The organism is Paenibacillus sp. FSL M7-0896 (assembly GCF_037975415.1).
GTDB classification, from domain to species: domain Bacteria; phylum Bacillota; class Bacilli; order Paenibacillales; family Paenibacillaceae; genus Paenibacillus_AQ; species Paenibacillus_AQ silagei.
This window is the reverse complement of the sequence record NZ_CP150250.1, coordinates 6,198,386-6,212,216: the sequence shown is the minus strand read 5'-3', so window position 1 is coordinate 6,212,216 and position 13,831 is coordinate 6,198,386. Positions and strand designations below refer to the sequence as shown.

General features: G+C 48.8%; 11 protein-coding genes, 3 tRNA genes and 1 pseudogene. 9 read left to right on the top strand and 6 right to left on the bottom strand.

The window, feature by feature from the left end; genetic code table 11:
• The first annotated feature begins 6 nt into the window (after window positions 1–6).
• The 3 genes from MKY12_RS26750 (at window position 7) to MKY12_RS26740 (ending at window position 271) form a co-directional block, all read left to right on the top strand.
• Window positions 7–81 (top strand) — tRNA-Gly (locus tag MKY12_RS26750).
• Between the two features lie 8 nt (window positions 82–89).
• Window positions 90–163, top strand: a tRNA-Cys gene (locus MKY12_RS26745).
• Between the two features lie 29 nt (window positions 164–192).
• Window positions 193–271, top strand: a tRNA-Leu gene (locus tag MKY12_RS26740).
• A gap of 197 nt (window positions 272–468) precedes the next feature.
• Here MKY12_RS26740 and MKY12_RS26735 read toward each other — a convergent pair.
• Together MKY12_RS26735 and MKY12_RS26730 are read right to left on the bottom strand one after the other, a co-directional pair.
• Window positions 469–1,965 (bottom strand): monooxygenase, encoded by a 1,497-nt coding sequence (locus MKY12_RS26735; RefSeq protein WP_339311584.1) that lies wholly within the window; start codon window positions 1,963–1,965, stop codon window positions 469–471.
• A 24-nt stretch (window positions 1,966–1,989) separates the two neighbouring features.
• Window positions 1,990–2,445, bottom strand: coding sequence for a RidA family protein (locus tag MKY12_RS26730; RefSeq protein ID WP_339311583.1), 456 nt, complete (start codon window positions 2,443–2,445; stop codon window positions 1,990–1,992).
• Between the two features lie 235 nt (window positions 2,446–2,680).
• Here MKY12_RS26730 and MKY12_RS26725 point away from each other — a divergent pair, with 235 nt between their 5' ends.
• On the top strand, window positions 2,681–3,157 hold the full coding sequence (locus MKY12_RS26725) for a MarR family transcriptional regulator (protein WP_076085593.1): 477 nt from the start codon (window positions 2,681–2,683) through the stop codon (window positions 3,155–3,157).
• Window positions 3,158–3,347: 190 nt separating this feature from the next.
• A pseudogene (locus tag MKY12_RS26720) lies at window positions 3,348–3,581 on the top strand (thiamine pyrophosphate-binding protein); the annotation flags it as partial.
• Window positions 3,582–3,806: 225 nt separating this feature from the next.
• Here MKY12_RS26720 and MKY12_RS26715 read toward each other — a convergent pair.
• Window positions 3,807–4,376, bottom strand: coding sequence for a TetR/AcrR family transcriptional regulator (locus MKY12_RS26715; protein ID WP_339311582.1), 570 nt, complete (start codon window positions 4,374–4,376; stop codon window positions 3,807–3,809).
• 164 nt (window positions 4,377–4,540) lie between these two features.
• Between MKY12_RS26715 and MKY12_RS26710 the strand changes: the two genes are divergently transcribed.
• The gene (locus MKY12_RS26710) at window positions 4,541–5,500 is read left to right on the top strand and encodes a carotenoid biosynthesis protein (RefSeq protein WP_339311581.1); all 960 of its coding nucleotides are present in this window, start codon (window positions 4,541–4,543) and stop codon (window positions 5,498–5,500) included.
• Window positions 5,501–5,634: 134 nt separating this feature from the next.
• Here MKY12_RS26710 and MKY12_RS26705 read toward each other — a convergent pair whose 3' ends face one another.
• Both MKY12_RS26705 and MKY12_RS26700 read right to left on the bottom strand, forming a co-directional pair.
• Entirely contained in the window at window positions 5,635–6,615 is a 981-nt protein-coding gene (locus MKY12_RS26705; RefSeq protein WP_339311580.1) for a serine hydrolase, read from the bottom strand.
• 175 nt (window positions 6,616–6,790) lie between these two features.
• The gene (locus MKY12_RS26700; protein WP_339311579.1) at window positions 6,791–7,711 is read right to left on the bottom strand and encodes an aldo/keto reductase; all 921 of its coding nucleotides are present in this window, start codon (window positions 7,709–7,711) and stop codon (window positions 6,791–6,793) included.
• Window positions 7,712–7,870: 159 nt separating this feature from the next.
• On the opposite strand from MKY12_RS26700, the gene MKY12_RS26695 reads away from it, so the two are divergent.
• Together MKY12_RS26695 and MKY12_RS26690 are read left to right on the top strand one after the other, a co-directional pair.
• Window positions 7,871–8,263 (top strand): MerR family transcriptional regulator, encoded by a 393-nt coding sequence (locus tag MKY12_RS26695; RefSeq protein ID WP_339311578.1) that lies wholly within the window; start codon window positions 7,871–7,873, stop codon window positions 8,261–8,263.
• Between the two features lie 108 nt (window positions 8,264–8,371).
• Window positions 8,372–11,437 (top strand): glycoside hydrolase family 2 TIM barrel-domain containing protein, encoded by a 3,066-nt coding sequence (locus MKY12_RS26690; RefSeq protein WP_339311576.1) that lies wholly within the window; start codon window positions 8,372–8,374, stop codon window positions 11,435–11,437.
• A 50-nt stretch (window positions 11,438–11,487) separates the two neighbouring features.
• Here MKY12_RS26690 and MKY12_RS26685 read toward each other — a convergent pair whose 3' ends face one another.
• On the bottom strand, window positions 11,488–12,369 hold the full coding sequence (locus MKY12_RS26685; RefSeq protein ID WP_339311574.1) for a helix-turn-helix domain-containing protein: 882 nt from the start codon (window positions 12,367–12,369) through the stop codon (window positions 11,488–11,490).
• Between the two features lie 569 nt (window positions 12,370–12,938).
• Between MKY12_RS26685 and MKY12_RS26680 the strand changes: the two genes are divergently transcribed.
• Window positions 12,939–13,805, top strand: coding sequence for an ABC transporter permease subunit (locus MKY12_RS26680; protein ID WP_339314977.1), 867 nt, complete (start codon window positions 12,939–12,941; stop codon window positions 13,803–13,805).
• Window positions 13,806–13,831: the final 26 nt, after the last annotated feature.

Genomic DNA, 13,831 nt, shown 5'->3' with positions numbered 1-13,831 from the left:
TTATATGCGGACGTGGCTCAGCGGTAGAGCATCGCCTTGCCAAGGCGAGGGTCGCGGGTTCGATTCCCGTCGTCCGCTCCATTTCATGTGGTGCCATAGCCAAGTGGTAAGGCAAAGCTCTGCAAAAGCTTTATCCCCAGTTCAAATCTGGGTGGCACCTCCATTATTTTTTTGGAAATTATATATGTATACGCCGGCGTGGCGGAATGGCAGACGCGCTCGACTCAAAATCGAGTGGGAAACCGTGGAGGTTCGAGTCCTCTCGCCGGTATTATTTTTAGTAAGAACAGCCCATTAGATTTTTCATCTAATGGGCTGTTCTTATTTTTCTGGATCATTTCCCCTACCGCAAAAGTTCCTCCAGTCGCCAACTCCGCCGGCCGGTCATGGATAACGAGCGCCACCGGGAGTTCCTTGGCTTCGATCCTAGCAAGACAACACTGCGTGATTTTAGTTTATCCCGAATTACTACACGGTGATGTCTCCGCACCAGCGAATGATTCCTTCTTTTATGGTTTGAATTGGATTTGGATCGGATAGAGAAATCGCCCAGGCAATATGTCCATCCGGCCGAATAAGCGCCGTGTGGACGTCGTTCCAATCCGCGTCAGCCTCAGCTAAAGAGGCATGTACAACTTGAAGGTTGCTATACGTTTCCCATTGACCGCTATTCTGTTCATTAGAATGGAAATGCAACAGAAGAAAAGTACCTTTGTGCAGGAGTGGATAGGAGTTAATTAATTGCCCGTCTTTCAGCTTTAAGCTTAGATCTTTGAAACGTTTCCCGTTTAAAGGATGGGAACGCGCTTCAGCGTCGGGTGCATAATGTACGTCCAGGGCGGAAATTTGTGCAGCGATTTGATAATTAGCCTCCGGTATTTGAATCAGATTAGCCAGCATGCTTCGCAGTTCCGTGATGAGAGGCGTCACGTCCAGAAGCAGGGTTTGGACCTCGGTATTCCGGAGCAAGGCCGTATTCCATGGAAAACGTTCGGCATGATAACTGTCTAATAGCCAGTCTGGAGCCCAGCCTTTGATTGCTCCTGCAAGCTTCCAGCCTAGGTTCATCGCTTCTTGTAAGCCGACGTTCATTCCCTGTCCACCAGCGGGAAAATGAATGTGCGCCGAATCTCCCGCCAAGAACAATCGACCATTCCGATAGCGTCCCGCTTGCCGTGTAGCATTTCCAAATCGGGACATCCAATTCACATCGTTCAATCCCAGGTCGCTTCCGGTCGTACGGATGAGCGATGAACGAAATTCTTCCAATGTAACGCTCTCATCCTTGGAGACGTTACGTCTCTCCATATCGATCATCAAGACTCGATAGATATGATCATGTATTGGAATGATGCTGACCAATCCTTGTTCTGTAATTCGGGATATGACACTCATAGGAGCCAAATCAGATAGAACGGCATCCCCCAGAATAGCCGTGAAGGTCGCATCTGTACCTTCAAAGGATATATTTGCGTGTTTGCGAACCAAGCTTCTGGCTCCATCCGTACCTACCACATAAGCTGATCTTAACGTTGTTTCTCCATGCGGTCCCGCGATCTTAACGTTGACCCCATTCTCATCCTGATGCACAGACAGAGCCTCAACCTCTCTCAAGACCTCCGCGCCAAGACTAAGAGTCCAGTCCTCCAGCACCTTCTCCGTCTCACTCTGCGGTAAAAAGAGGGTATGATTGGAAGAAGAATCCAATGCCCAGAAATCCAAAGGAGTTTCTAATCCGGCGAAATGTCCTTTCGAAAGTAAGCGGCCTTGCTTGATTAATTGTGATTTCACTCCACGCATATCTAATATTTCAAGCGTGCGTGGATGTACGGTAAGCGCACGTGAAAATGGGGTTGTCGCCTTTAGTCGCTCAATGACGCATACCTTTACACCGGCTAAGGCCAATTCTCCAGCCAACATCATGCCGACAGGACCGCCACCGATCAGGATGACTTCATATTTCATATCAATAACCTCTTTTCTTATACATTATGGGAAGATCACGATAGCGTCTATTTCGATAAGCCATTCAGGATCGGCTAGTGCTTGAACGCCTATATAGGTACTCGCTGTCTTCGGCCAGTTAGGGCCAAACACATGAAATCCGGCTTTAAAAATAATCGAAATCAAATCCGGGCTGTGGTTAACGACAAAAATATTCATTTTTGCAATGCACAAGGGATCCGCTTGCACGGCTTCCAATGCATATTTAAGATTGGTGAACACTTGAATCGCTTGCGCGTAATAGTCCCCTGAACCGATCAATGCTCCTGATTCATCTACAGAAACCTGACCTGAGATGAAAGCCAGTTTTGAGGCAGTAGTTACCACGACATGAGAAATTACAGATGTAACCTTGTCCGTCAATATCTTCGGATTCACAATTTCCATAGGCAGGTAGGCTCCATTCCCATATTTATAAATCTTCTCTTGAAAAGTGGTCAAGTATTTCCAGTAAACCTCCTTCATCAATTATTGTTTCGTTGGAACCTTTTTTACTGCCTGTTAAAACAAGTGTGATGAAAATTATATTCTACTTTTGTTTCATATGAAACAATATCAGTTTACTTTGTTGCTATTTGTCTTGTCAACCCCAATATCAATAAGTGTATGAACATTTGTTTCACAGAGAACAATCTATGATATAATAATAAAAACAAGTTGAGGAGCCAGTATAATCATGGATACTGCCAATAAGAACAAAACCGCCATTCATGAATTTTTCGTTCAGTTTCTTGAGCAAAAAGAGCAATATGAAACCCGAATAACTGCCACATACCTGGAGGATATCCGGAAATATATTGAGTCGGAATTCAGCTTGAATATGACGGAACTGCACATCATTGCGTGCATCGGTGAGCAGGAGCCGATCAATCTCACTTCCATCGCGGAGAGAATAAATTTAAGCAAAGGAAATACCTCCAAGATCGCAAATAAATTACTAAAGGCAGGTTGGGTTCGAAAAGCCCAGCTCAACGACAACAAAAAGGAAGTGTATTTTCGGCTAACGTCTGTCGGCAAAAAGCTATTTGCTGCTCATGATGAGCTTCATGCGAAGGAAAAGCAAAGAATGTACGAATTTTTGGGGAAATATAACGAAAGCGAGCTTGAATTTATTAAACAGTTGTTTGGAGATATGGTTGACTTCTATCGCTAACGTACCTCTCATCTGAGCATAAAGGTATTCATTTGATTTGAAAAAAACGAGTCTATGCTACTATCAGAAAGCGAGATTGCAGTAAACCTGGGTGGTACCGCGAAACAATCCCCTTCCGTCCCTGTACGAGCTGACCGCTGTCAGTTTGCTCAGGAGGAAAGGGGTTTTATTTTGCAAAGGAGGCTGCCCCATGGAACAGCAATTAGGAATGACGGATGAAACAACCATGCCAGCAGGGGAATATATCACCGGTTCGGAGGTGCTTTTGCGCGGCTTGATGCAGGAAGACGTAGAGTGCGTATTCGGTTATCCTGGCGGAAATGTGCTCTATATTTATGATGCGATGGTACATCAGCCGGATTTCAAGCATATCTTGACCCGGCACGAACAAGGCGCAGTCCATGCGGCGGACAACCTCAGTCGTGATTGAAATTCACATAATATGATAAGCAAGTGCTGGAAAAGATATCCGATGTCTACAGCCATGAATGGCCCTTCCAGCCTAATAGATAAATGAGCTTTCAGCGAAAGAGGCCGCACTTATACAAGCAGCAAAAGATCAACCGGATCAGCCGGAATGAAAATGAATGTTGGCAAAAGAGCAGAGAAGCGGCCCGCAAAAAAGAGGGACCGCTTCATTTTTTATGATTTATATTTCCTCGGAATAAAAAGCCTTGGATACTGCCTCTGTGGCTTTATCAATAAAAGCTGCGACCTTACCCGGGCTTTCCTTCAGGCCACTACTCACCCACTTTTTAATAATGGCTATACTGCCATGAGCGGTGAACGTATACCAGGACTCAAATAATTGCGGATCAAAATATTTTAATTCCTGCTTCCATCGCTCAATCGTTAAATCGTGACTGATATAAAGGATTCTTTCTAATAATTCTTTATCGCCATGCTCGGAGAACAGAACCTCACATATCATTTTATTCGCTTTTATATACTTACATAATTCATAAGATAGCTTTTGAGGATTGGACGAACTCATCCCAACTTGCTTAATGTCTTCGTAAAGATCATTTTCGATCGTCGAAAGAAGCTCGAACTGATTCGCATAGTGTGAATAAAAGGTGTTGCGATTAATGCCTGCTTCGCTGCAAATGTCGGTCACGGTAACTTTATTGATAGACCGCTCTGTCAGCAGCTTCAACAAGCTTTCTTTGATAACCATTTTTGTATATCTCACCCGGTGATCTGTTTTTTTGTCTGACATCGTATCCTCCTAATTTAAAATAATAAAATAGTAAATGAACAAATCTAATATGAATTGTATAATAACTAACATAATCCAAACGAACAGCCTGTTGTTTAACTAACATGATGATATTATAATTTATTTAAACATTCGATTCAAATTAAATTAATTGGAGGAAGAAAATGGGTAGTATAACTGTAGTGCCTGTATGGGTTATTCAAGACATTCTTGTCTTAATTGCTGCTGTCCTAATGGTGTTCTATATCCTTGATAAGGAAACACATCCCAAAACGGTTTTACTGCAATTTATAGGTTTTGTGTTCTTTTACGCCGCCGTTTTTGAAATTACGGCTTCATCGCTTGGGGAAGGGTTCTACGCCTATGGGCGCAGTATTTTAATGTTGTTTAACATACCAATTACTGTCCCTATTATTGAGTTCTTGATTATTTATTCCACTTTGCGTGTTCTAAAGTCTGTAAATATACCGTCATGGACGAAACCGTTTATTACGGGATTAAGTGCGATGGTGTTTGACTTTTCACTCGACCCGGTGGCCGTTAAACAGATTTTTGAGACCATGGATGGAACCATTGCAAGATGGACTTATTATCCGCTGGCCGGTGAACCTCAAATCTACGGGGAGCCCGTGATGAATTTTACAGGATGGATTTATATCGCGGGATATTGGACCGTCTTTATTCTAATTGGGGAATGGTGGCATAAAAAGAAAGGCTACAGTAAAACCGTGGGTTACATCTATCCGTTTCTGGCGTCCCTTGCGTCATTGGCTTGTATGTTCTCCCCGTTATCCAACTTCTTTAATTACATGGGGCCGTTCTTCGCCAGAGAATCTAATATGCAATGGGTGATGTTGATTGCACTTTCTATAATTACAATCGGAGTTTTAGCATTAACTTTCACAAAGCTCTGGGACCGGAAGGCGAATTATTCAATCACGCCCAAAAAAGATTTTCCGATCATGTTTACGTTCTTAGGGTTCCCCCTGGTTAACACTATATTTTGCCTCATAGGAGGTTTCACAGAAGTATTGTGGCTGGTTGTTCTGGCTCAGATCTTATTAATGTTAGCGTGGATTGGAATTTATAAGATGGGTAAAAAAGCAAGTCCAATCGCGAGGTAGTTAAAGAAAACACCGCCAGACTTTAACTTTCGTCTAAAGCTGGCGGTGTATTTTTTGCCTTCTTCGTTAAGGCAGCACATTCCCGGCTGCGCGGTAAATCTCATACCATTCCTCGCGGCTGAGGGTGATGTCGGTTACTCCTTTGTCGGCTCAAACAACGGTAGGATATACTTTGTAATCAATTCAATTCTGTCCTTCGCACGCGGCATGAAACGGGAAGCAATCGTAACTACGATTTTCTTGTCGGGATTTACGTAAATCGCATTTCCGCCGTCGCCCAAAGCCGCATAACAACCTTGTCCCTCATTGTTAACAATCCACCATAAATACCCGTAAGGTAACTCTCCCCATCGGCTGTTTTCTTGGGTACTGTCCTTGATCCATTTTGCGGATAGCATTCGCTTGCCGTTCCACAAACCTTCATTTAGGTATAGCTGACCGATCTTTGCCATATCCAAGGGGGTTAAGGTAAGTCCCCAACCGGCGGTGCTCGTTCCTTTGGGATCTATGATCCAACCATTAACAAATTTATCTTTGAGGAACGCCAAATACTCTTCTTTACAATGTATATTCGCATTAGGGGGCGCTTTGATTCCAAGTGGTTTAAACAGATGTTCTGTGGCAAAATCAAGTACAGATTGGCCGGTTGCATTGGTGAGGATTCCCGACAGGACTTGTAGGCCGATTGTGGAATACTTGAATCCTCCAGGATCGCCCTTGCCACCCAACAAGTCCAGCGCAGCTTTGGTCCAGTCCTCGCTGGTATAGACCTTTGTATATGGCTCCGACTTGTATTTATACGGTGCGGTCATTGTCAGTATATTTTTTATTGTGATATTCTGTATCGTTTTTTCACCGCGTTTGACCGTGTAATCAGGAAAAAATTCCAATACTTTCTGGTCAATGCTTTTAATATAGCCTTTGTCTATGGCAATGCCGATCAGTGCAGACACAACGCTCTTCGTCACCGATGCAATATGGATCGGATCGTCAGCGGTGTAGCCGTCAAAATAGCCTTCATATACCTTTTCGCTGCCGAGCAGTACTACAATACCTGCAATATTGCCATACTCTGTTTTAATCAGATTCTCGAAATCTAGAATTCTGTTATTCATACTTGTTCTCCTTCTAAATATAAGTACATCGATGTCTGTGAAAAGCGTATTATGATATAAAATTTTTTGCAAGTGCCTATTATAAAACTTGCTTGAAGTCATGGGTGCAATACAAAAAGACCCGCAAACCCCTTTCTAAAGAGGATTTGCGGGTCTTTCATACAGATGGTCTGGTTTAAGGCAGCACATTCCCCGCTGCGCGATAAATCTCGTACCATTCCTCGCGGCTGAGGGTGATGCTTGAAGCTTTGGCGATATCGAGCAGGCGGGTAGTGTTGGTGGTGCCGACAATCGGCTGCATTTTGGCCGGGTGTCTGAGCAGCCAGGCGATGGCGATCGCGGTGTCGGTCACTCCTTTGTCCTCCGCGATACGGTTAATCACTTCATTCACCTTAGGGAACTTCTCGTTGCCGAGGAATACGCCCTCGAAGAAGCCATATTGGAACGGTGACCAGGGCTGGATGGTCATATCATGCAGGCGGCTGTATTCCAGGATTCCACCATCATGGACTACGGAACCCGCATTGGTCATGTTCACATTGAAGCCGGCATCAATCATGCCGGTAACCATGATGCTGAGCTGAAGCTGATTGAACAGGAGAGGTTGCTTGACATTCTTTTTCAGCAGCTCAATTTGCAGCGGGTTCTGGTTGCTGACGCCGAAATGCTTGACCAGCCCTCTGCGCTCCAGATCATCGAAGGCTTCGGCCACTTCCTCCGGCTCCATCAGGGTATCGGGGCGGTGGAGGAGAAGGACATCTACATAATCGGTCTGCAGCCGCTTCAAGCTGTTCTCTACTGAGCTCACGATATGCTCCTTAGAGAAGTCGAAGAAGCCATTGCGGATGCCGCATTTGGCCTGGATCATCAGCCGGTCGCGCATGCCGGGATTTGCAGCCAGTACGTTACCGAATACTTCCTCCGCTTTGCCGCCGGCATAAATATCCGCATGGTCGAAAAAGTCTATGCCCACCTCTAGGGCGCTGTGGATATGGACTTCAGCCTCTTTGGGAGACAAATCAGCGATCCGCATACAGCCGAGTGAAATCTCGGACACCTCAAGTGTACCGTTAGCCACATTAATTCTTTTTACCATTAATTATTCACTCCTTAAATGAAGGTATAGTGTAAGCTTAGACCTTAGAGTTAGGTGTAAGTCAATAGAATCATAGAGTGGCTGTTCATAGAAACGGATTGGTGTTACCTTTACATATAGGTGAAGCCGGCAACGGCTGGCAGAGAGGAGCTTGTACGGATGGGATACAGTATCAAAACCATAGCACAAAAAAGCGGACTGAGCCAATATACGCTGCGTTACTACGAACGGGAGGGTGTATTGCCGGTTGTGGCAAGGGATGTGAACGGTAACCGTTGCTTCAATGATGAGGATCTGGAGCTGATCTCGCTAATCTGCTGCCTGAAGGATACCGGAATGGCTATAGCGGACATTAAGCAATTCATTGCGCTCTCGCAGGAAGGCAAAGAAGCGTTGCCCGACCAGCGCAGACTGCTGCAGGAGCATAAACAGCATATCGATGAGAAAATTAAGTTCTTTCAGAGCTTTGCCCGGAAGATTGACCATAAGATCGCTTATTTCGCCTCCCTTGAGAATGAAGCGAAAGCCTCCGGAAATCATAAAACCAGCTGAAAAGTAAGTTATCTGCACTGAAGTTGTGATCCGCTTCTTGGAGCCGGGGCAAACTTTGGGTAGAATAAGGAACATATTCACTTCAAGAAGATGAAGGAGGACACTATAATGTCAGGCAATGAACCTAGTCTGGATTGGCTGAGCGATGTATCTGTATTTAAGGTGAACCGGTTGGAAGCGCATTCGGACCACCGCTATTATAGAACGATGGAGGAAGCGGAGAGACAAGCCCCCATGGCGCTGCGCCACTCTCTGAACGGAGATTGGAAATTCAACTATGCGGTGAATGCGGCAGCCCGTGTTAAGGATTTCTATAAGACGGAATATGATACGAGAGGCTGGGGGGATATCCAGGTGCCGGGTCATATTCAGCTTCAGGGGTACGGCAGGCCGCAATATGCGAATACGATGTACCCTTGGGACGGTCTGGATGCTGTAAGACCGCCGGAGATTCCGGTGAGCAGTAATACGGTGGGCAGCTATGTGAAGTTTTTTGAGGTGCCGGAGAATATGGGGAAGGGACCGGTCTTTATTTCTTTTCAGGGGGTAGAGGCGGCTTGTTATGTATGGTTGAACGGGCACTTCGTCGGCTACAGCGAAGACAGCTTCACCCCTGCGGAATTCGATTTGACACCCTATCTGCAGGAAGGAGCCAATAAGCTCGCGGTTGAGGTCTATCAGCGCTGCACGGGGAGCTGGCTGGAGGATCAGGATTTCTGGCGGTTCTCGGGGATTTTTCGTGAGGTGTATTTGTATACGGTTCCTGAGCTGCATGTACAGGATCTGCGGATTCAGGCGGGGCTGGATGCTTCCTATGAGGAAGGCAAGTTAACGGCTGAACTTCGCATGGCGTCAGAGGCCGAAGCTGTAATCCGAATGGAGCTGAAGAATGCGGCCGGCGCTGTGGTGGCGACAGCAGAAGGACGGGCTGTGGCGGGCAAGGCGGCTCTGAGTATGGATGCAGGCAAGGTGTTCCTGTGGAGCGCGGAGAATCCGTACCTGTATAACGTCTGTATCTCTGTATGTAATAGCGAAGGGAAACTGGTGGAGGCGATTGTGCAGCGGGCGGGCTTCCGCGTGTTCGAGCTGAAGGACAAGCTGATGCTGCTGAATGGCCAACGGATCATGTTCAAAGGCGTCAACCGCCATGAGTTCAACCCCCGCACAGGACGGAACATCTCCAGGGAAGATATGATTAAGGATATCATCATCCTGAAGCAGAATAATATCAACGCAGTGCGGACCTCGCATTATCCGAATCAGACGCTCTGGTATGAGCTGTGTGATGAATACGGGGTGTATGTGATTGATGAGATGAATCTGGAATCCCATGGCTCGTGGCAGAAGATGGGCGCCGTTGAGCCGTCCTGGAACATCCCCGGGGATAAGCCGGAGTGGGAGGGGATTGTCATGGACCGGGCGGTATCGATGCTGGAGCGCGATAAAAATCATCCGTCGATCCTGATCTGGTCCTGCGGCAATGAATCGTATGCAGGTGAGGTCATTCTCAAGGTGTCCCATTACTTCCGCAAGGCTGATCCGGGACGGCTGGTGCATTATGAAGGAGTCTTCCACAACCGCAAATATAATGACAGCAGTGATATGGAGAGCCGGATGTATGCCAAGCCCGCCGACATTGTGGAATACCTGGAGAATCAGCCGGATAAGCCGTATATCAGCTGTGAGTATATGCATGCTATGGGGAATTCGGTTGGAGGACTCCATAAATATATCGAGCTGGAGAGCCGTTATCCGCTCTATCAGGGCGGCTTCATCTGGGATTACATCGATCAGGCGCTGGTAGCCAAGGACCGGTACGGTGAAGAGTATCTGGCGTATGGCGGGGATTTCGCTGACCGGCCGACGGACTACAGCTTCTGCGGCAACGGGATTGTCTTCGCTGACCGGACCCTTACGCCGAAGATGCAGGAGGTGAAGTTCCTCTACCAGAACATTCGGCTTGTTCCTGAAGCGGATGCCGTGACAGTGATCAACGGCAATCTGTTCGAGGGAACGGAGCGGCTGCTGCTGGAGTTCAGGTTGCTCAGAGAAGGACGGGAGATCTTCAAGGGGCAGCAGGAGCTTGCGGTTGCGGCTCAGGAAGAGGCGAGAATCTCGCTGGAACTGCCGGATGTATCCACAGCTCCAGGGGAGTACACGCTGGCGGTAAGCCTTACGCTGAAGGAAGCTGAACTATGGGCGGATTCCGGGTTCGAGACCGCTTATGGAGAGCATGTGTTCCGCGTAGAAGCAGCCGGGGTAACGGCAGGCGGGAAAAAGGCACTGCTGCCTGCGTCCGGGGAGTTCGGCGTCATTGAAGGGGATGTGAACATCGGAATCACCGGACGCGGCTTCTCCGCCCTGTTCTCCAAGCAGGCGGGCTCCCTGGTGTCGCTCTGCTACGGGGGGCGCGAGATGATTGCGACTCCGCCGGCTCCGCTGTTCTGGCGGGCAACGACCGACAATGATAAAGGGACTGCGCTGGGGTACCATGCCGGCGGCTGGTTCGCGGCCAGTCTGGCCCGCCAGTGTACGGCGGTCAGCCTGTACACCGAAGCAGACCGGGCTACGGTCAGCTTCGACTACGCCTTCAGCATCAGCAGTGAGCTGAAGGCAAGCATTGAATACACGGTCCATGCCGACGGCAGCGTCCGTGTCCGGATGGTCTACACCGGAGCAGACGGCTTGCCGGATGTGCCGGTAGTGGCGGTATCCTTCCGGATGTCGGCAGACTACGAGGCCTCCGAGTGGTATGCCCGCGGACCGGAAGAGAACTACAGTGACCGCGCATATGGAGCGCGGCTCACCCGCTTCCGGCGTAAGGTGACGGAGCTGCCGTCACCGTATCTGGTGCCGCAGGAATCCGGCAACCGGACGGGCGTCCGTGAGGTGAGCATCACGGACAGCCGGGGGTATGGGCTGCAGGTTCAGGCGGCTGCGGGACAGCCGCTGGAATGTACGCTGTCACCGTATACAGCGTTCGAGCTGGAGCAGGCAGCACATGCTTATGAGCTGCCTAAGGTGCACTACACGGTTGTCACCCTCGCGGCGCAGCAGATGGGTGTGGGCGGGGATGACAGCTGGGGAGCGCCGGTGCATCCGGAATACCGGATCGCAGCGGGTCAGCAGCTGGAATTCGAGTTCACGCTGACGGCGGCATTGCCGGAGGCGTAATCATCATTAAGTAAACAGGCCATCAGCGTATCCTTCGCTGATGGCCTGTTTCATGAGAAGCGCTGCCGGTATTCGCGCGGCGACAACCCTTCCAGCTTCATGAAGCTGGAGCTGAAGTAGGAGGATTGGTTGAAGCCGACCTCTCCGGCAATCCGGGAGATCGGGAAGCTGGTCTGCATCAGCAGCAGCTTGCTCTGTCCGATACGGTAGCGGAGCAGATATTCCATGGGTGAACAGCCATATACCTTGTTCATGCAACGGGCGATATAGACCGGATGAAAGTTGAGGCTGTCTCCCAGCATGGCGGTTGTAATCTCTTCACGGTAGTGGGTGCGGAGATAGGAGGCGGCCTGCTCGGCACATAGGGTGGTTTGGGAGCTGCGGTGCTCCGGGTTCACAGAAGCGGCCAGCTGCTGCAGGAGATCCTGGAAGAGGAGCTGCTGCCGGAAGCGGACGGCTTCGAGGTGGGCGGTGGCCTGCAATTGCGTGAGCTGCTCCAAGACCTCGTAAGCTCTGTCCGGCAGAAGTAAGTTAACAAACTGGGATAACACCAGATTGAAGGAGCTGATATCGAATAGAGAAGCGGGAAGCTCTCCTGTAGTCTCAGTCAGATTGCCGGAAGCGGACCCTGTCACCGATAAGGCGGGCAGGTCATGGAAGGTCTGAAAGTGGAGCCAATGATAGGCCGTATCCTCCTTGCAGCCTTCGGTTCCAAAGTGGTGGCAGTCGGGGCGAAGGATCAAGGCATCGCCTACCTTCACGGTGAAGCGCTGCTCCTCCTCGCCGATATACAGGCATCCCTGCTGGACAATGAGCAAGTCAAATACCTTGATCTGCTGGCGGCTCCGGTGCTGATAGCCGGGCTGGCAGTGATTGAGGCCGCTGGCTATATAATGCGGCAGGGGAGGGATGCGGAACAGAAGCGGGTTCATGGGCTGGCCTCCTGAAGAAAGTTTGGATATTGAAAGTTTAGGTTGGAGAATTAGTACATTTCCCAGAGTATATCACCTATAATTTATTACAGGCAAGTTTAAATCGTAAGGCTATGGATAGGTCCAGCGCGACCACCCGAATTCCCCCGGATTCTTCTACTTAGGGAGTACTCCGGGGGCTTATTTGCGTTGAACTTGCGATTACTGCACAAATGTATGATAAGTGCACAGTGCGGTTAGCCGTAAAGTACAGGAATATCCCGAAGCTTCACTGTTCAGCCGCAGGAGGCTTCTTCTATACTCAGGTCATACATTGGATTTCACGAAGCCGCAGGGGCCATCAAGGCCCAAGGGCAGAGGCTTCGAACCCAGTGACGCGGCAACTTATCTATAGGCATAGGAGAGTGAAGGCTTTGAGACACCGCAAACGCAAGACCGGTATACCGCTCGTCACCCAGCTTCCCTTGAAGGGAACGCGCGGGCTGTCCCCGCAGCTTGAGTCCGGCACCCGGAAGACAAGGAAGAAGGGCTTCGTGCATGAGCTGGTCCATAACCGGATTCTGTTCCTGATGCTGCTGCCTACGCTGTTGTTCTTTCTAATTAACTCGTATTTTCCGATGGTTGGGGTCTATTATGCGTTCACGCAGTTTGATTTCAATTCCGGGCTGTTCGATGCTCCCTTCGTGGGGCTGAAGAACTTTGAATTCCTCTGGAAGTCCGGGACGCTGGTGAAGCTGACGCTCAATACGATCGGCTACAATCTGGCTTTTATTTTACTCGGGAATGTGCTGGCGATTATCTGTGCGATTCTGCTCAGCGAGCTGCGGGTGAAGTGGTTCAAGAAGCTGACCCAGTCAGTCATGTTCCTGCCGTATTTCGTATCGTTCGTCATCTTAAGCGTTATCGTCTACAATGTGTTCAATTATGATAACGGTTTCTTGAATACGCTGCTGACTCAGTTCGGGGCGAATCCTGTGGATGTCTATAATAATCCGGTTATCTGGATTTTCCTGATCATTCTCTTTTATCTCTGGAAAAATCTCGGCTACAGCATGGTCATCTACCTGGCCTCCATCACGGGCATCAGCGAGGAATATTATGAAGCGGCCAAAATTGACGGTGCCCACATTTTTCAACGGATCTGGTATATCACGGTGCCGATGCTGAAATCGACCTTCGTCATGCTGCTTCTATTCTCGCTGGGGAGTATTATGAAGGGGCAGTTTGACCTCTTTTACCAGCTGATCGGCAATAACGGGGTGCTGTATAATACAACGGATATTCTGGATACGTACGTGTTCCGCTCGCTCAAGGTAACCTTCGATGTCGGGATGGCCACGGCGGCCGGCCTGTATCAATCGCTGTTCGGCTTCATCCTGATTATGACGGTCAACTATATCATCCGTAAAATAAATGACGATTACGCCTTGTTCTAGGTTGTGCGGAACCTGCTGCGGAAGGA

Bases quoted from the DNA above. Each gene is read 5' to 3' on its own strand.
- MKY12_RS26725 (WP_076085593.1), top strand. From the start codon at position 2,681: ATGGATACTGCCAATAAGAACAAAACCGCCATTCATGAATTTTTCGTT.
- MKY12_RS26685 (WP_339311574.1), bottom strand. From the start codon at position 12,369: ATGAACCCGCTTCTGTTCCGCATCCCTCCCCTGCCGCATTATATAGCC.
- MKY12_RS26695 (WP_339311578.1), top strand. From the start codon at position 7,871: ATGGGATACAGTATCAAAACCATAGCACAAAAAAGCGGACTGAGCCAA.
- MKY12_RS26710 (WP_339311581.1), top strand. From the start codon at position 4,541: ATGGGTAGTATAACTGTAGTGCCTGTATGGGTTATTCAAGACATTCTT.
- MKY12_RS26700 (WP_339311579.1), bottom strand. From the start codon at position 7,711: ATGGTAAAAAGAATTAATGTGGCTAACGGTACACTTGAGGTGTCCGAG.
- MKY12_RS26680 (WP_339314977.1), top strand. From the start codon at position 12,939: ATGCTGCTGCCTACGCTGTTGTTCTTTCTAATTAACTCGTATTTTCCG.
- MKY12_RS26705 (WP_339311580.1), bottom strand. From the start codon at position 6,615: ATGAATAACAGAATTCTAGATTTCGAGAATCTGATTAAAACAGAGTAT.
- MKY12_RS26690 (WP_339311576.1), top strand. From the start codon at position 8,372: ATGTCAGGCAATGAACCTAGTCTGGATTGGCTGAGCGATGTATCTGTA.
- MKY12_RS26715 (WP_339311582.1), bottom strand. From the start codon at position 4,376: ATGTCAGACAAAAAAACAGATCACCGGGTGAGATATACAAAAATGGTT.
- MKY12_RS26735 (WP_339311584.1), bottom strand. From the start codon at position 1,965: ATGAAATATGAAGTCATCCTGATCGGTGGCGGTCCTGTCGGCATGATG.